At 71.7% G+C, this 18,218-nt stretch carries 11 protein-coding genes and 1 riboswitch; of the genes, 4 read left to right on the forward strand and 7 right to left on the reverse strand.

The genetic code is table 11. The features are described from left to right. Positions 1-21 precede the first annotated feature (21 nt). Positions 22-1,149, reverse strand: coding sequence for an FUSC family protein (locus tag OHA21_RS36350; RefSeq protein ID WP_328462848.1), 1,128 nt, complete (start codon positions 1,147-1,149; stop codon positions 22-24). 29 nt (positions 1,150-1,178) lie between these two features. Here OHA21_RS36350 and OHA21_RS36355 point away from each other — a divergent pair, with 29 nt between their 5' ends. Further along, complete coding sequence (locus tag OHA21_RS36355; RefSeq protein WP_328462850.1) at positions 1,179-1,817, forward strand: HD domain-containing protein; 639 nt, start codon at positions 1,179-1,181, stop codon at positions 1,815-1,817. On the opposite strand, the gene OHA21_RS36360 is transcribed toward OHA21_RS36355, so the two are convergent. Next, on the reverse strand, positions 1,790-2,074 hold the full coding sequence (locus OHA21_RS36360) for a DUF4031 domain-containing protein (RefSeq protein WP_328462852.1): 285 nt from the start codon (positions 2,072-2,074) through the stop codon (positions 1,790-1,792). The two genes, OHA21_RS36355 and OHA21_RS36360, sit on opposite strands and share 28 nt — an antisense overlap. Continuing rightward, positions 2,071-3,870, reverse strand: coding sequence for a glycerol-3-phosphate dehydrogenase/oxidase (locus OHA21_RS36365; RefSeq protein WP_328462854.1), 1,800 nt, complete (start codon positions 3,868-3,870; stop codon positions 2,071-2,073). Before OHA21_RS36365 ends, OHA21_RS36360 begins: the two co-directional genes overlap by 4 nt. Before the next feature lie 109 nt (positions 3,871-3,979). On the opposite strand from OHA21_RS36365, the gene OHA21_RS36370 reads away from it, so the two are divergent. Then, positions 3,980-9,430, forward strand: coding sequence for an Ig-like domain-containing protein (locus tag OHA21_RS36370; RefSeq protein WP_328462856.1), 5,451 nt, complete (start codon positions 3,980-3,982; stop codon positions 9,428-9,430). A gap of 135 nt (positions 9,431-9,565) precedes the next feature. Here the strand turns inward: OHA21_RS36370 and groL are convergent, their stop codons facing one another. Then, on the reverse strand, positions 9,566-11,188 hold the full coding sequence (groL, locus tag OHA21_RS36375; protein ID WP_328462858.1) for a chaperonin GroEL: 1,623 nt from the start codon (positions 11,186-11,188) through the stop codon (positions 9,566-9,568). 385 nt (positions 11,189-11,573) lie between these two features. Between groL and OHA21_RS36380 the strand changes: the two genes are divergently transcribed. After that, on the forward strand, positions 11,574-12,077 hold the full coding sequence (locus tag OHA21_RS36380; protein WP_328462860.1) for a GNAT family N-acetyltransferase: 504 nt from the start codon (positions 11,574-11,576) through the stop codon (positions 12,075-12,077). Next, entirely contained in the window at positions 12,077-12,514 is a 438-nt protein-coding gene (locus tag OHA21_RS36385) for a hypothetical protein (RefSeq protein ID WP_328462862.1), read from the forward strand. Before OHA21_RS36380 ends, OHA21_RS36385 begins: the two co-directional genes overlap by 1 nt. A gap of 212 nt (positions 12,515-12,726) precedes the next feature. On the opposite strand, the gene thrC is transcribed toward OHA21_RS36385, so the two are convergent. The 3 genes from thrC to OHA21_RS36400 all read right to left on the reverse strand — a co-directional run bounded on the left by thrC (position 12,727) and on the right by OHA21_RS36400 (position 18,179). Continuing rightward, positions 12,727-14,010: a threonine synthase gene (gene thrC, locus OHA21_RS36390; RefSeq protein WP_328462864.1), complete on the reverse strand. Its 1,284-nt coding sequence runs from the start codon at positions 14,008-14,010 to the stop codon at positions 12,727-12,729. Positions 14,011-14,021: 11 nt separating this feature from the next. Then, positions 14,022-14,160, reverse strand: a riboswitch (SAM riboswitch). 375 nt (positions 14,161-14,535) lie between these two features. Continuing rightward, positions 14,536-15,405 carry an ABC transporter permease gene (locus tag OHA21_RS36395; protein ID WP_328462866.1) on the reverse strand — a complete coding sequence of 290 codons (870 nt, stop codon included), beginning with the start codon at positions 15,403-15,405 and terminating at the stop codon, positions 14,536-14,538. Then, positions 15,402-18,179, reverse strand: a complete 2,778-nt coding sequence (locus OHA21_RS36400; RefSeq protein ID WP_328462868.1) for an alpha/beta fold hydrolase — start codon at positions 18,177-18,179, stop codon at positions 15,402-15,404. Before OHA21_RS36400 ends, OHA21_RS36395 begins: the two co-directional genes overlap by 4 nt. Between the last annotated feature and the right edge of the window lie 39 nt (positions 18,180-18,218).

Raw genomic sequence — 18,218 nt, forward strand, 5'->3', positions numbered from 1 at the left:
GCCCGAGGAGCGTGAAACAGATCAAGAAGGACGCGATCGACCCGGTCGTTTCCGGGCGCCGTGCGACCGCCCGTGCCAGCCGAGGGCGTCGCGGACCTGGCGGGTGGCCTCCGCGTACTCCACACCGGTGGCCCGCAACAGGTCCGCGACCGCGGTCCGGATCTGTGCCACCACCACGCCGCCGGAGTATCCGACCCCGTCCTGCAGCGCGCGCCCCGACTCGGAGACCGCCTGCAGCGCCCGTTTGCGTGCGGCGACCGGGTCGGCGCCCTCCGCCCACTCCTCCCGGAGCAGGTCGACGGCGTCGCCGAGGTGCCGCACCGAGGCCGGCAGCACCTCCGGGACCCGCTCCCGGTCGTTCAGCGCGGTCTGCGCCCGGCGGATCATCACCCGGACGTTGCGCAGCGCGTAGGTGATCTGCGGGGCGCCCTCGACGTACTGGGCCAGGGCGCCGCGGGCCCGCCAGCGCGCCGGGGCGAACGCGACGTTCTCCCGTGCCGCGTCGATCGCCGCGGTGAACGCGGCGAACGTGCCCTCGGCCGCGCGCAACCGGGCCAGCGCCGCCTCGATCACGTCCGGATCGCCCTCGGCCAGGCCCAGGGACGCCTCGTGCAGCCCGGCGGTGAACGCCCGCAGCGCCGGGTCGGCGGCCCGTTTCACCACGGTGAGCGGGTTGATCGGCAGCAGCACGGTCATCACGGCGAGCGCGACCGCGCCGCCGACCAGGGCGTCGAAGAACCGGGTCCACGGCTGCTCGGTGGTGGTGGTCAACGTCGCCACCAGCACCGCCGACGAGGCGGACTGCACGATCAACGCCGGAGTGCCACCCACTGACGTCGCCACCAGCACCGCGAGGAACACGACCAGGCCGATCTGCACCGGCCCGGCGCCGATCAGCAGGATGATCAGGTCACCGATGCCGATGCCGACCGCGACCCCGAGCACCAGCTCAGCGGTGCGCCGCAGCCGTTGACCGACCGACGACGCGAGTGCGATCACCGCTGCGATCGGCGCGAAGAACGGCATCGGCCGCTCGAACACGTCGTGCGCAACGAACCAGGCCATCCCCGCGGCGAGCCCGGCCTGGACAGCGAGCATCAGTCCGGCCCGGGCCCGGCCCGGGACAGCCGCCAACCCGTCGCCGATCATGGCCTCAACCTACGTGCCAGGATGCTGAGGTGACATCTTTGCCCGATCGTTTCCGGGCGGCGGCGCGCGGCGCCGGCGCCACCGCGAGCGACGCCGACCTGGACGCCGCCGCGCAGCACCTGCTCAGCCGCTGGACCGAGCCGCAGCGCCACTACCACGACGTGAGCCACCTGGCGTCCGTGCTCGACGTGGTGGACCAGTTCGCCGGGCTGGCCCCGCACCCCGACCGGGTACGCCTGGCCGCCTGGATGCACGACGCGGTCTACGACCCGCGGGCGCTGGGCGACGCCAACGAGCGGGACAGCGCCGAGTTCGCCGAGGGGCTGCTGCTGACGCTGGGCGCGCCGGCCGAGGTGGCGGGCGAGGTGGCCCGGCTGGTCGGGCTGACCGCCGGTCACGCCACCGGCGAGGACGACCCGGACGGCGAGCTGCTCTGCGACGCCGACCTGGCCATTCTCGCCAGTGCGGCAGACCGGTACGCCCACTACACCAGCGCGATCCGCCGCGAGTACGCCCACGTGCCCGACGACGCCTTCCGCGCCGGCCGCACCCAGGTGCTGCAGGAGCTGCTGAGACTTCCGGCGATCTACCGCCTCGCCCCGATCCACGACGAGTGGGAGTCGCGCGCCCGGGCCAACCTTCAGGCCGAGCTGGACGAACTCGCCTGACTCAAATGCTTCGGGCGGCGCAGCCCGGACGCCCGCAGCCGGGCGGCGAGCTCCCGGGACGGCAGCAGGGTGGCGCCCAGCCAGAGCGCGCTGCGGAACCGGAACTCCGGGATGTCGTAGTGGTCCCGGTCGAAGGCCCGCCGCGGCGCGCCGAGCATCTCCGCGAACGCGTGCAGCTCGTCGAACGACACGTCGCTGACCAGGTGCGACCAGAGGCAGCCGCGACCCGGCCAGCGAGGTTCGTCGACGAGGATCAAAGATCGATCTCGAGCAGCTCGACGTGCCGGTCGGCGGCCAGCCCGCGGACGTCGGCCGCGCCGAGCCGAGCCGCGTCGGCGGTGGCGTCGTCCGGCATGGTCTGCGACTGGCGCTCGGCGGTCACCCGGGCGAGGTAGTGCTCGATCTCCTTGGCCTGCACGGTCGCGTCCCAGCCGAGCGCCTCACCCATCACCTCGGCGGCGTGCGCGGCGGTCTCGGCGCCCCGGTGCGCGGTCTCGATCGAGATCCGGGTACGCCGGGTGAGCACGTCGTCCAGGTGCAGCGCGCCTTCGGCGAGAGCGGCGTACGCCACCTCGACCGCGAGGTATTCCGGGGCGCCGGCGAGCGGGGCGGCCAGCGCCGGGTCGGCAGCCATCATCGCCAGAAGATGTACGGTCAGCGTCCCGTACCGCTCCAGCAGATGCTCGACCACCCCGGTGGTGACGCCGTGCCGCCTCGCCATGTCCTGCCGGTCACGCCACGCGGCGGCGTAGCCGTCCGCGCCGAGCAGCGGAAGCTGATCGGTGCGGGACGGCCGTGCCGGACCGCCCAGCCGGCGCACCGCCCGGTCGATGACGTCGGCGGCCATCACCCGGTAGGTGGTGTATTTGCCGCCGGCCACCAGCATCAGCCCGAGCATCGGCTCGACGACGGCGTGCTCACGGGACAGCTTGGAGGTCGAGTCGGCCTCGCCGGAGAGCAGCGGGCGCAGCCCGGCGTAGACGCCCTCGATGTCGTCGGTGGTGAGCGGCCGGTCCAGCACGGTGTTGACCTGGTCCAACAGGTACCGGATGTCGCGGGCGGAGGCGGCCGGGTGGGACCGGTCGAGCTGCCAGTCGGTGTCGGTGGTGCCGATGATCCAGTGCCCGCCCCAGGGCAGCACGAAGAGCACCGAGGTGGCGGTCCGCAGGATCAGGCCGGCCTCACCGGTGATCGCCGAGCGGGGCACCACGAGGTGCACCCCCTTGGAGGCGCGGACCCGCAGGCCGGGGCGGACGCCCACGTCGCGGAGCATCTCCGACATGTCGTCGCTCCACACTCCGGTGGCGGCGACGACCGTCTTCGCTCGAACCTCGAACTCCTCCGAACCGGGTGACTCCAGGTCGCGCAGCTTGACCCCGACCACCTGCCGGGCCTCGCGCACGAAGCCGGTGACCCGCGCGCTGGTGACCACGGCCGCGCCCAGGCTGGCCGCGGTCCGGGCCAGGTTGACCACCAGGCGGGCGTCGTCCATCTGCCCGTCGAAGTAGCGGATCGCGCCGCTGATCTTGTCGGCCCGCAGGCTGGGGAAGAGGTGGCGGGCGCCGTCCCGGCTCAGGTGCCGGTGCAGCGGCATGCCGCGGCCGGAGCCGAAGATGCCGGCAAAGGCGTCGTACGCCGCCACGCCGAGCCCGTAGTAGCCCCGCTGCCACACCCGCTGGGGCACACCCGCGGCCGGCAGCGGCACCAGGATCGGCACCGGGCGGACCAGGTGCGGGGCCAGCCGGGTGGCGAGCAGCCCGCGCTCGGTCAGCGCCTCGTGCACCAGGTGCAGCTCGAGCTGCTCCAGGTAGCGCAGGCCGCCGTGGATGAGCTTGCTGGACCGGCTGGAGGTGCCGGCGGCGAAGTCACGGGCCTCGACGAGGGCGACCTTCAGCCCGCGGGAGGCCGCGTCGACCGCCGCGCCGGCGCCGGTGACGCCGCCGCCGACGACCAGGACGTCGAACTGTTCGTCACGGAGCCGCCGGAGATCGGCCGTGCGGCGGATCGGAGAGAGCCGGCCGGCCGAGTAGCGGGAGACGGAGGGATCACGCACCCGTCCCACGTTAGCGCCCCGACCGTTCACCCCGGCGAGGGAATCCTTCTGCGATCCACCGTTTCCGATTCCCGCCCGCCCGGCCACTCGCTCTCCCTAGCGTGAGTGGGTGCGCGGACGGAGCGCCGGGATCCTGTTGCTCGTCCTGGCCGTGATGCTGACGATGCTGCCGCCGGCCCGGGTCGAGGCGGCGATCACCACGCCGTTCACCACCCGGTTCGACGTCAACGCGAACGGCTCGATCATGTTGCGCGGCAACGCGAACCTGACCTGCCCGGTGCATCTGCTCACACCGACCTGCGCGGCGGCGCGCAACGGCACGGGTTCGAGCCTCAACGAGGAACTGAACGACAACGGCTATCCGATGGTCTTCACCGACGCGGACGGCGACGCGGCGACGTTCAACGACAGCAACGCGACGATCACCATGCCGGCCGGCAGCAGCGTGCTCTTCGCCGGCCTGTACTGGGGCGCCGACCCGAGCGCGGGCAGTTCGCTGGGGGCGCTGCTGGGTGCCGCGGCGCCATCCGCGCCGGACAAGAACAAGGTCCTATTCCGTACGCCGTCCGGCGCGACCTGGCATCCGATCACCGCCTCCAGCCTCTACACGATCAGCCCGACCGGGGCCTACCAGGGCTTCGCCGACGTCACCGGACTGGTGGCCGGCGCCGGCAACGGGGTGTACGCGGTGGCCAACATCCAGTCCGGGCGGGGCACCGACCGGTACGCCGGCTGGACCCTGGTCATCGCGTACCGCAATCCCGCCGAGGACCTGCGTAGCCTGCGGGTCTACGACGGGTTCGGCTCGATCGCGTCGGGCAGCGTCAACATCCCGGTGACCGGCTTCGAGGCGCCGCACACCGGCATCGTGAACGCCGAGGTGGGGGCGGTCGCGTACGAGGGCGACCTGGGCAAGACCGGCGACGGACTGCGCCTGAACGGGCAGTCGCTGAGCGACGCGGCCAACCCGGCGAACAACGTCTTCAACAGCACGGTGAGTGACGGCGGGGTGAGCGTCGCCGGGCGCAACCCGGCCTATTCGAACCTGTTCGGGGTCGACATCGACCAGTTCGACGCGTCCGGGAAGCTGGCCAACGCGGCGACCAGCGCCACCCTGACGATGACCACGGCCGGAGAGACCTACTACCCGGGTGTCATCACGATCGCCATCGACCTGTACGCCCCGAAGATCGTCACCACGGCCACCGCGACCGACGTCAACGGCGGCGTCCTGGTGCCGGGCGACGAGATCGAATACCGGATCACCGTGCGTAACGACGGCAACGACATCGCCGACGGGGTGACGCTCGCCGACGCGATCCCGGTCTACACCACGTACGTCCCGGGCAGCCTGACGGTCCAGGGGTCGGCGTTCAGCGACGCCGTCGACGGCGACCGCGGTGAGGTCAGCGGCGGCACAGCCGTGTTCCGATTAGGCAGCATTCCGTACCAGGGGACGACGTATGTCACGTTCCGGGTGCGGGTCGGCGTCGGCGCCCCCAGCGGGTACGCCATCGCGAACCTGGTGAACGTCAGCTACACCGGCCGCACCACCAGCGTCGCCGTGGCCTCGGTCGGCGGGACCGTCGCCAGCACCGTCAACCAGCCGGACGCCGACCTGGCCGCCGCGCTCACCGTCAGTCCGGCGTACCTGCAACGCGCCGCCACCCCGCGCCCGGTCGCCTGGACCGCGACGGTGACCAACGCCGGCCCGCATCCGGAACCGGCCGTCCGGGCCGTCCTCACCCTGCCCGCCGGGGTCACCCCGGACACCCTGCCGACCGGGTGCACCGCGGCCGGCCAGGTCGTCACCTGCCTGCTCGGGCCGCTGCTCGCCACACACCAGGCGAACGTCACGATCCCGGCGACCGTGACCGGGGCCGCCGCGGCGGACGCGACCGCGACGCTGGCCGTCTCCGGGGACGGGCGGGACACGGTGAGCGGCAACAACACCGGCACCGCGTCGGTCGCGGTGAACTCGCCGCCGGTGGCTGTGGCCGACAGCGCCGGCACCACGAACGGTGTTCCGGTCACGTTCGACGTACGCAGCAACGACAGCGATCCCGATGATGCCGCGAGTGGCCTGGGGGTCTCGATCGTCTCGGCGCCCGGTCACGGCACCGCGGTGGTGGCGGCGGACGGCACCGTCACCTACACACCGACGCTCGGCTGGACCGGGGCGGACACCTTCGGATACGAGGTGAACGACGGCAACGGCGGCACCGATACCGCCACTGCCACGGTGACCACGGCAAACGCCCTGCCGATCGCGCGTGACGACGAGAAGAACACCCGGGCCGGGACCCCGGTGATCATTTCGGTGCTGGACAACGACAGCGACCCGAACACTCTCGACCTGCCGTTCGTCGTCGCGGCCGGCCAGCCGGCGCCCGGCACCGGCACGGTCCTGCAGGTCGGTCCGCTGCTCACCTACACGCCCGCGCTGGGCTTCACCGGCCGGGCGCACTTCACCTACACGATCCAGGACCTGTACGGCGGGCAGGCGGTCGGCCACGTCTACATCGACGTGGAGAACGCCGCGCCGACCGCGGCGGACGACGTGGCGGACACCGCTCACAACACCGGCAAGTCGATCGACGTGCTCGACAACGACACCGACCCGAACAGCCTCTTCGGGGACTACCTGACCATCATCTCGGTCGACCAGCCGCCGACCGGCACAGGGAGCACGTCGATCGTCAACAACGAGGTGTTCTACCAGCCGCCGCTCGGGTTCTCCGGGACCGCCGCGTTCTCGTACACCGCCGAGGACACCGGCCACGCCGCCTCCACCGCGACCGTCACAGTCACCGTCCGCAACGCCCTCCCGGTCGCCGCCGACCGGGTCGTGAGCACCGGTTACCGGCAGTACCTGGACATCGCCGTGCTGAGCCCGTGGGCGACCGACCCCAATCCGGGCGACGTGCTGCGGGTGAGCGGCACGGCCAATCCGACCCGCGGCACCGCGACGGTCCAGCCGGACGGCACCATCCGGTACACCCCGGACGCCGGCTTCTCCGGCACGGATCAGTTCGACTACACGATCGACGACGGGCACGGCGGCAGCGACGTCGGGCGGATCGACGTGACCGTGGCGAACGCGCTGCCGGTGGCCCGGCCGGACGCGGTGACCGTGCAGGCCGGGGTGCCGCTCGCGATCGACGTGATGGCCAACGACGACGACGATCCGAACGGCGTTCCGGCGACGATCACCGTGACCGCCCTGCCCGCGCACGGCACGGTGTCGATCGGGCCGGGTCGCATGATCACCTACACCCCGGGCGCGGGGCACCGGGGGCCGGAAACGTTCGGATACACGCTGAGTGACGGGCAGGGGTCCTCCGCCGCGGCGGTGACGATCGGGGTGGTCAACTCGGCGCCGGTCGCCCGGCCGGACGCGGCCGCCACCGACACCGGCACGGCCGTCACCGTCGCTGTGCTCGACAACGACGAGGACCCGAACGGCGACCTGCTCACCCTGGCCGGCGTGGCTGCTGCGGCGCACGGCACGATCGTCCGGAACCCGGACGGGACGCTCACCTACACGCCGGCGGCCGGCTTCTACGGCACCGACTCGATCAGCTACGCCATCGAGGATCCGGAGCGGCTGGCCGACTCGGCGGTGCTGACCATCACCGTACGCAACGCCGCGCCGATCGCCGTGGACGACGCCTTCGTGGCCCACCCCAAGGTGGCCACGCCGCTGGCGGTCCTCGACAACGACACCGACCCGAACGCCGGGCAGCTGCTCACCGTGGCGTCGGCCGGTGCGGCCGCCAAGGGTGTGGTGACGCTGAACGCGGACGGGACGCTCACCTACCGGTCCACCGGCAGCAACACCGGACTGGACACGTTCACCTACGTGCTCACCGACGACCTGGGACGGACCGACACTGGCGCGGTGACGATCACCATCAACGGGCCGCCGGTGGCGGTGGCGGACACGGCGTCGACCGGCCCGGCGGCGCCGGTGACCATCCCGGTCGCCGGGAACGACACCGACCCGGAGGGGGATGCGCTGACCGTCGTCTCGGTGGGGACGCCGGGACACGGCACCGCAGGACTCAACGCGGACGGGAGCGTGTGGTACGCCCCGAGCGCCGCGTTCGCCGGTGTGGAGACGTTCGGGTACGACGTACGCGACACCCTCGGCAACCGCGCCACCGGCCAGATCACCGTGACCGTGGCGAACGCGCCGCCGATCGCCCGGCCGGACGAGGGCGGGGTGCTGACCGGCCGCACCGTCACGATCGACGTGCTCGCCAACGACAGCGACGTCAACACCGGCCAGACGCTCGTCATCGCTTCACCCGGCTCGCCCGGGCACGGCACCGCGACCGTGTCGGGCGGGCGGATCCGGTACACCCCGGCGGCCGGCTGGCTCGGCCGGGACACCTTCGTCTACACGGTCAGCGACGGCGCCGGCGGGCTCGGCACGGCAGTTGTCGGGGTGACCGTCAGCGACGGGCGGCCGGTGGCCGTAGCGGACTTCCAGGACACCCCCTACCGGCGTGCGGTGATCGTGCCGGTACTCGCCAACGACGTCGACCCGGCCGGGTCGCTCACCGTCGTCGCGGTCACCCAGCCGGCACGGGGCACCGTGACGTACGGGGCGCGCACCGTCACCTTCACCCCGCCGGACGGCTTCTCCGGTCCGGCGGTCTTCGGATACACCGCCCAGGACGATGCCGGGCAGCGGGTCACCGCGAACGTCACGATCACCGTCGACGCGCCGCCGAAGGTGCCGGACCGGGCGACGGTCACCAAGCCCGGCGACCCGGTGGCCGTCCCGCTCCCGGTCGCCGACAACGCCGGCCGGCCGGTCACCATCGTCTCCGTCGGGACGCCGGCACACGGCACCGTGGTCCTGAACGCGGACGGAACCGTCACCTACCGGTCCAATCCGGGGTTCTCCGGGACCGATACCTTCACCTACACGGTGGTCGACGCGTTCGGGAACGCGGCTGAGGCGACGATCGTCGTGCTGGTCGGCGACCCGCTGCCGCCTCTCCCGACGCTCCCCCCGACCAGCGCGCCGACCCCGCCGCCGGTCACCACCGCACCGACGCCGGCCCCGCCCACAACGACGCTGCCGCCGGCGAGCCCGCCGGCCACGACGCCGACGCCCACGACCCCGCCGTCAGCGCCGAACCCGCCGAACCGGATTCCGCTGGTCGCGGCCGACGCCACGATGGTGACCGCCGGCGAGCGGGTGACGTTCCAGCCCCTGCGGAACGACTCGGACCCGGACGGCGACCCGCTCACCATCGTCGACTTGGGTCTTCCGGCACACGGCGAAGCGACCGGGAACGCCGCGGGCGAGGTCACCTATGTCCCAGCAGCGGGCTTCACCGGGGTGGACACCTTCACCTACACGATCGGCGACGGCCGGGGCGGCACCGCCACCGGAACCGTCACGGTGCACGTCACTGCGGCCCGCGACCTGCCCCTCACCGGGCACGACGTGCTCGTCGTGGTCCGATACGGCGCGGCCGCCGTGCTCACCGGAATCGCCCTGCACTGGCTCGCCGGCCGGCCCGAACCCCGGCGGGAGCGCTGAACCGGCCGGACCCCGGCGGGAGCGCTGAACCGGCCGAACCCCGGCGGGAGCACTGAACCGGCCGAACCCCGGCGGGAGCGCTGAAAAGGGCGGGCCGCCGAGGCGACCCGCCCTTTTCAGGTGTTACTGATGGACTCAGAAGTCCATGTCACCGCCGCCCGGGGCGCCGGCCGGAGCCGGGGTCTTCTCGGGCTTGTCGGCCACGACGGCCTCGGTGGTGAGGAACAGCGCGGCGATCGACGCGGCGTTCTGCAGCGCCGAGCGGGTGACCTTGGCCGGGTCGATGATGCCCGCGGCCAGCAGGTCCACGTACTCACCGTTGGCAGCGTTCAGGCCGTGGCCGGCCGCCAGGTTGCGCACCTTCTCCACCACGACGCCGCCCTCGAGGCCGGCGTTCACGGCGATCTGACGCAGCGGGGCGTCGAGCGCGACCTTGACGATGTTGGCACCGGTGGCCTCGTCGCCGGTCAGGTCCAGCTTGTCGAACGCGGTCTTGCCGGCCTGCACCAGCGCGACGCCACCACCGGGGACGATGCCCTCCTCGACGGCCGCCTTCGCGTTGCGAACGGCGTCCTCGATGCGGTGCTTGCGCTCCTTCAGCTCGACCTCGGTGGCCGCGCCGACCTTGATCACCGCAACACCGCCGGCCAGCTTGGCCAGGCGCTCCTGCAGCTTCTCACGGTCGTAGTCGGAGTCCGAACGCTCGATCTCGGCGCGGATCTGGTTGACCCGGCCCTGGATCTGCTCGGCGTTGCCGGCACCGTCGACGATGGTGGTCTCGTCCTTGGTGATGACGACCTTGCGGGCCTGGCCCAGCAGGGACAGGTCAGCGGCGTCCAGCTTGAGGCCGACCTCTTCGCTGATGACGGCGCCACCGGTCAGGATGGCGATGTCCTCCAGCATGGCCTTGCGGCGGTCACCGAAGCCCGGGGCCTTGACGGCGACGGACTTGAAGGTGCCACGGACCTTGTTCACCACCAGGGTCGCCAGGGCCTCGCCCTCGACGTCCTCGGCGATGATGATCAGCGGCTTGCCCGACTGCATGACCTTCTCGAGGACCGGCAGCAGGTCCTTGACCGCGGAGATCTTGCTGTTCGCGATCAGGATGTAGGGGTCGTCGAAGACGGCCTCCATGCGCTCGGCGTCGGTCATGAAGTACGCCGAGATGTAGCCCTTGTCGAAGCGCATACCCTCGGTGAGCTCGAGCTCGAGGCCGAAGGTGTTGCTCTCCTCGACGGTGATGACGCCTTCCTTGCCGACCTTGTCCATGGCCTCGGCGATGATCTCGCCGACCGTGGAGTCACCGGCGGAGATGGAGGCGGTGGAGGCGATCTGCTCCTTGGTCTCCACGTCCTTCGCGAGCTGCGAGAGACCCTCGGAGACGCTCGCCACCGCGGCCTCGATGCCCCGCTTCAGGGCCATCGGGTTCGCACCCGCGGCGACGTTGCGCAGGCCCTCACGGACCAGGGCCTGGGCGAGAACGGTCGCCGTCGTCGTGCCGTCACCGGCCACGTCGTCGGTCTTCTTGGCGACCTCCTTGACCAGCTCAGCGCCGATCTTCTCGTACGAGTCCTCGAGCTCGATCTCCTTGGCGATGGATACACCATCGTTGGTGATCGTGGGGGCGCCCCACTTCTTCTCGAGAACCACGTTGCGGCCCTTGGGACCGAGGGTCACCTTGACCGCGTCGGCGAGCTGGTTCATGCCCCGCTCGAGGCCCCGACGAGCCTCCTCGTCGAATGCGATGATCTTGGCCATACGGCGTTGTCCTCCCGGACATCCGCGGCGCCGGGCCTGTTCGGCCCCGCTCTCCGCACGTTGAGGAACGTCTGTGGACGTCACCACCTGGCGATGTGACGTCCTCAGGCCGAGCCGGATAGCCCGCGACGACCGGTTCCGTGCCCCGGCGCCGATGGCGACGCCGCGACCGGAACCCCACCGTCCCGACCTGCTGGCACTCAGCAGGCGCGAGTGCCAATCACTTGTTTAGCACTCTCCGATGGCGAGTGCAAGAAACCCCATCTTCCCGCGAAACCCTCGAACAGGCCGCGGTTTCCCGGCAAAGATCTTGAGGCCCAGGTCGGGCGTCCTCTTTACGCCAAGCCGGTTGCCGCGACGCCGTCCGCCCGGTAGTGAGAACCACATGGAGAACTGGACCGTGCGCCGGGTCATCCCCGAGGACACCGGGCGGATGCGCGCGCTGCGCCTGGAGATGCTGGCGGACAGTCCCCTCGCCTTCCTGGAGACACTGGCCCAGGCGGCCGCCCGTCCGCACGAGAACTACCGGCAGCGGATCCGGCAGTCCGCCACCGGCCCGGAGACGGCCCAGTTCATCGCCGACCCGGGCGGGCCGCTGATCGGGCACGCCGGCGGGACCACCGTCCCGGACGAGCCGGGTTGCACCGTGGTCTTCGCGGTGTACCTGACTCCGGCGTACCGGGGTGGCAAGGTGCTCGCCCAGCTGATCGACGCGGTGGCCGACTGGTCCGCCGCGGCCGGGCGCAACGAGCTGATGCTGGAAGTGGTGGTCGGCAACGATCGGGCCGTCCGGGCGTACGAAAAACTGGGTTTCACCGACACCGGGGTCCGGCTGCGCCACCCGACCGTCCCGGCGCTCGCCGAGCTGCAGATGCGGCGGAGGATCTGATGCGGCATCGCACGCGCACCTTCCTGACCACGATCAACGGGACCACCGGCGCGGGCCTGCTGCTGGCGCTGCTGTCCGGGGCCCGGGTCCGGCGCGGCCGCGACGGCATCATCATCGCCGAGGGATACCGGCTGCGGGTGCCGCCGAACTCGTGCTTCACGGTCGGCTCGGTGATCCTCACCCGGCGCACCGCGGACTGGCTGCTGGCCGAGGAGCGGGCGGCGCTGCTGGCCCACGAGAGCCGGCACGCCGGCCAGTACGCCGTACTCGGACCGCTCTTCTGGCCTGCCTACTGGCTGGCCTGCGGCTGGTCGTACTCCCTGACCAGGTCCTACGGCGTCCGCAACTTCTTCGAACGCAGGGCCGGGCTGAAGGACGGCGGCTATCCCGAGGACCTGCCGCTGCGGCCGTGGGCGGCCCGCTGGAAGCGGCGGTAGGAATTTGGTCGGGAGGACGGACGCACCACTGCCTCCGCATGGGTCAGCACTGGGGTCGTTGGGTCCCTCGGAGATTGTCGCCAAGCTCAGGTGAGGGGCCTCGTACGGCGTCGCGTCCTCCCGCGTCATGCATCCTGCCGATCCGGAGATCGGATCGCAAGTCCCTCCAGGAGGGAATCTTCGACAACCGGCTGACAGCCGGTTACACAGAGCTATCCCAGCAGGCCAGCTTCGCGGGCTCCACGCAGCGACGGTTTGATCGTGTGTGTCGGTCCAACCTGGCCGGCAACGGCGTCGAGAGTCTTCAGACCCTCGCCGGTGTTGTAGACGACGGTCTCCTTCGCCGGGTCGAGCTTGCCACTCGCCACGAGCTTCTTGAGCACGGCGACCGTGGTGCCGCCGGCGGTCTCGGCGAAGATGCCGGTCGTCTCGGCGAGCAGCCGGATGCCCTCGCGGATCTCGTCGTCGTCGGCGAAGTCCATCCAGCCGCCGGTCCGCTTGACCGCCTCGATCGCGTACGGCCCCGCGGACGGGTCGCCGATGTTGAGCGACTTGGCGATGCCGGTCGGCTTCACCGGGGTGATCACATCGGTGTCGTTGTGCAGCGCCGTGGCGATCGGGTTGCAGCCGGCCGACTGGGCGCCGAACACCGTCCAGCCGCCCTCCGGCGCCTCGACCAGTCCGATCTCGACCAGCTCGGTGAACGCCTTGTCCACCTTGGTGAGCAGCTCACCCGAGGCCATCGGGATGACCACCTGGGCCGGGATGCGCCAGCCGAGCTGCTCGGCCACCTCGTAGCCCAGCGTCTTGGAGCCCTCGGCGTAGAACGGCCGCACGTTCACGTTGACGAACGCGGTGTCCTCGAACTCGTCGGTCTCGACCAGCTCGCTGCACAACCGGTTCACGTCGTCGTAGGAGCCCTCGATGGCGACCAGGCCCCCGCCGTACACCGCGGTGGTGATGATCTTGCCCGGCTCCAGGTCGGCCGGGATGAAGACGATGCTCGGCACACCGGCCCGGGCGGCGTGGGCGGCCACCGAGTTGGCCAGGTTGCCGGTGGAGGCGCAGGAGAACCGGGTGAAGCCCAGCTCCTTGGCGGCGGTCAGGGCCACCGAGACGACCCGGTCCTTGAACGAGTGCGTCGGGTTGGCCGAGTCGTCCTTCACGTACAGCGGGGCCTGCAGGCCGACCGCGGCGGCCAGGGCCGGTGCGCTGACCAGCGGGGTGAGGCCGGGGTTGAGGCTCACCCGGGTGGCCGGGTCCTGCCCGGCGGGCAGCAGCCCCGCGTAACGCCAGATGTTCTGCGGGCCCGCCTCGATCTGGGCCCGGGTGACCCGCGCGAGCGACGCCTCGTCGTAGGCGACCTCGAGCGGGCCGAAACACTCGTAACAGGCGTGCTGCGCGGCCAGCGGGTACTCCGCGCCGCAGGCACGACAGACGAGGCCACGAGCGGGCGAGGTGGTGGTAGCGCTGGGTGCGTTGACGGTAGACGTCATCGAGGCCTTCCCTCTCATCTTTCCCCGCGGCGACCTGCCGAAACGGGGACGGAATTAGCACCTGCTCACGCGGCGGCCTCGTCATCGAGACATGCGTGGTGGTTGCCGGGGCGTCAACGGGCCGTATCCCTCAGCCCCTCTGGATGAGGTATTCAGTTGTTTCCCACACCTTACGACGAGATTCCGTGAACGCCATCACGAGTTCCCGAGGTGTGAGCGACTTCCCTCTCCCCGGCAGGCTGTCCCCCAACCAAGATCAATTCAAGATCAGAATGTCGCATCCGGGTGCCGGGTACAGGCCGTCGCTCCCGCCGAGGGCCCGGCCCGGCTCGCTGGCCGCTACGCGTCCAAACCGCTCCCCGCCCCGGGCGACCTGGGTGCCTGGTTGCGCTCACCCCAAACCCCACCCCACCCGCCCTGCCTTCACCTCAGCCCAGGCGTCTAACCGGGCTGGCGTAACCAGCGTGAGCTACGGCCCGGGGGTGGCTGGCCGCCGGCGGGGCGCCGGGGACGGCGGTGGGACGGTCAGGAGGTGACGTCCTTGCGGGTGAAGCGGTAGAAGGCCAGCGACCACAGCAGCGCGGCGTAGACGACCGCTGAGATCGCGCCCTTGGCCAGGTCCTCGGTCTGGACCGGGGTGGAGAGGATGCCACGCCAGGCGTCCGTGTAGTGGGTGGGCAGGATGTTGCGGATGCTGCCCAGGGCGGTGATCTGGTCCAGGATGCTGGAGAGGATCCAGAGCATCACCGCACCGCCGACCGCGCCCAGGGCCGCGTCGGTCAGCACCGACAGCAGGAACGCCAGGCCGGCCACGACCAGCAGGGTCACCGCGAGGTACGCCAGGATGCCCAGCAACCGCAGCAGTCCCTCAGCGGGCGGGATCTCCGCCGCGATGGTGCTGCCCAGCGGCCCCCAGCCGTAGCGCACGGTGCCGATCAGCAGGCCCGTGCCGGCGAGCAGGAGCAGGGCGAAGAGCGAGTACCCGGCGGCGACGATCAGCTTGACGCCGAGCAACCGGGCCCGCGGCACCGGGATGGCCAGCAGGTAGCGCAGGCTCCCCCAGCTGGCCTCGCTGGCCACGGTGTCGCCGAAGAACAGGGCGACCACCACGACCAGCAGGAACCCGGCCGACACCGCGAGGCAGAACAGCGTGAAGTTGAGCCCGCCCGAGGTGGCCAGGTCGGCGATGCTGCTGAACGCGCCACCGCCGTCGCCGTCCTCGTCGCCGCGGTTCTCGCCGCCGAACTCGAAGGCCAGCAGGATGATCACCGGCAGCAGCACCATGAACCCGAGAGCGAGTTGGGTGCGGCGGCGCGAGGCCTGCCGGCGTACCTCGGCCCAGATCGGCAGGGTGCGCGACGGCCGGTAGCCGGCCGCGGCTTCCAGCGTGCTCATCGGTCCCCACTTCCTCGGGAGTTGTCGCCGACCAGCGACAGGAACGCGTCCTCCAGGCGGCGGCGCGGCACCAGCCGGTCCACCCCGATGCCGGCCTCGACCAGGGAGGCGACCAGCTCGGAGCGGGCGGTCCCGTTCATGTCGACGATCAGGCCGCTGGCGCCTTCCGGCTTCACCGACCGCACGCCGAGGTCCTCCAGGACGCGGGTGGCGGCCGGTACGTCGGACACGTCGAGCTGCACCGACGGCGACTCCCCGACGATCTCGCTGACCGGCCCGGACGCGACGATCCGCCCCTTGTTGACCACCACGGCGTGGGTGCAGGTCTGTTCCACCTCGGCGAGCAGGTGGCTGGAGACGAGCACGGCCCGGCCGTCGGTGGCGTACCGCTGGAGGACCCGGCGCATCTCGGCGATCTGCGGCGGGTCGAGCCCGTCCGTCGGCTCGTCGAGCACCAGCAGTTCCGGCAGCCCGAGCATGGCCTGGGCGATGGCGAGCCGCTGGCGCATGCCGTGGCTGTACTTGCGGGTCTTGCGGTGCACCGAGTCACCGAGGCCGGCGATCTCCAGAGCCTCGTCGAAGCGGGCGTCCGCCCACGGCCGGCCGGTGGCCTGCCAGTACGCCTTCAGGTTCTGGTAGCCGCTGAGGTGCGGCAGGAAGCCGGGCCCTTCGACCAGCGCGCCGACCCGGGACAGGATCGGCGCGCCCGGGACCAGCCGGTGCCCGAAGACGTGGATCTCGCCCTCGGTCGGCTGGGTCAGGCCCATCAGCACCCGCAGCGTGGTGGTCTTGCCGGCGCCGTTGGGCCCGAGCAGGCCGACGACCTGCCCCCGCTCGACGGTGAAGCCGATCTCCTGGACCGCCACGAACCCGTCCCCGTACGCCTTGCGCAGCCCTCGGACGACGAGCGGGGTGTCCGCGTACTCCTCGGTGACGGTGACGTCGCGCCGCCGATGCCGAACCCGGTTGACCAGCAGCAACACGACGAGGCCGAGCAGGAGCACACCGACGACGGCGGCCAGGACGTACCACCAGATGCTGCCGGGATCGGCGATCGGCGTACCGGTCAGCGTCGGCAGGACCAGGGCCGGCTCCACCGCGACGGTGTACGTGGCGGGCTGCGCGGGCGTGAGGAAGGCCTGGTCAGAGGTGGCGACCGCCACGCGTACCGAATGTCCTGCCTCGATCTGGCGGACGATCGCCGGAAGCGTCACGGTGACCGGTTCGGCGTCGGCGATGTCGGCCGGCAGGCCGGTGAGCCGGACCGGCGCCACCAGGCCGGCGCTGAGCGTGGCCGTGCCGTTCGCGTCGACGTCGTAGAGCTTGACGAAGACGACCGCCTCGCCGGTCGGCGACGCCGCCCGCAGGCGGACCGTCGGCGAGCCGGCGACCTCGACCGGGCCGGTCAGCGGCGCCGACTGGAAGACGGCGTGCTGACCCGCGACGTCGAGCGCGACACCGCCGCTGAGCAGCGAACTGAGCCGGCTGGTGAGGCCGGGCATCGAGGAGATGGCGCCCGGGTTCCCGTTCGGCGGGTTGGCGATCGGCTGCGCCGATCCCTGCAGGGTGATCTCGGTGCTTCCGGTGCCGGCCAGTCCGGGGTACGCGTCAGCGGAGTACCCGTTGGTGACCAGACCTCGGTCCAGGGCGCTGAAGCCGGCCACCCGTGACCAGGTGAAATCGTCGGCGGGCGCCTCGCCCTCGCCCTTCAGGTAGTGGTCGAGCCACTGGACCGTGAGGTATTTGAGGCGATCCGAGTCCGAGGTGGGCCCCTCGCCGCCGTCGTGGCCGCCGGTGAACCAGGCGACCCGGACCGGGGTGCCGGTCGCGGCGATGCCCTTGGCGTTGGCGTCCGCCTCGGAGAGCGGGAAGAGCGTGTCGACGGCGCCCTGGATCAGCAGCGTCGGCGCTTTGATCTTGTCGAGGACCGTGGCCGGGCTGGATCTGCGCAGCAGGGCGAGGGTGTTCTCGTCCGGGATGCCGGTGGTGGCCATCTGCAGGTACGCCTTGCAGATGTCCTCGGCGAACCGGCCGCAGGCGGGATCACCGGTCATCTCGGCAGGCGGGGCGCCGGCGCCGAGCGCGGCATCCGACAGCGAGGCGGTGCCGTTGCCGAAGAAGTAGCCGGCCCAGCTCTTCTTGAAGACACCGGCCGCATCGGTCGCCGCGGACTGCGGGACCAGGGCGGTGCCCAGGTCGTTCCAGGTGATCTGCGGGACGATCGCGTCGACCCGCTGGTCCTGGCCGGCCAGCAGCAGGGCGAGCGCGCCGCCGTACGAGCCGCCGACGACGGCGACGCGGGGGTCGCCGGATCCGTCGGTGGTCACCTCGGGCCGGGCGGCCAGCCAGTCGAGCAGGCCCTGGGCGTCCTTGACCTCGTAGTCCGGGTTGTTCAGGTGGATCTCGCCGCCGCTGCGGCCGAAGCCGCGGGCGGTCCAGGCCAGCACCGCGTACCCGCGGTCGGCGAGCGACTCGGCGTCCGCGCGGACCGAGTTCTTGCTGCCGCCGAAGCCGTGCGCCAGCAGCACCGCCGGAACCTTCCCGGAGCGCTCCCGGGGCAGGTAGAAGCGGGCGTCCAGCTCGACCGGCTGATCACCGGCCGGCCCGGAACGGATCGTGAGCAGCAGATCCTCTTCGGTCCACGAGTCACGCTCCGGGCGTACGGCCCAGACGGCCGCGGCGGCGATCAGGAACAACGCCACCACGGCAGCGATCGCCCGGCGCCGGGTGAGCCGGGGCAGCGCACGGCGCAACCCGGCGGTCAGGGCAGACATGGCGCAAACGCTAGCCGCACGCGGCTGAGCGATGCCTGT

This window comes from Actinoplanes sp. NBC_00393, from assembly GCF_036053395.1.
In the GTDB taxonomy this organism is placed as follows: Bacteria; Actinomycetota; Actinomycetes; order Mycobacteriales; family Micromonosporaceae; genus Actinoplanes.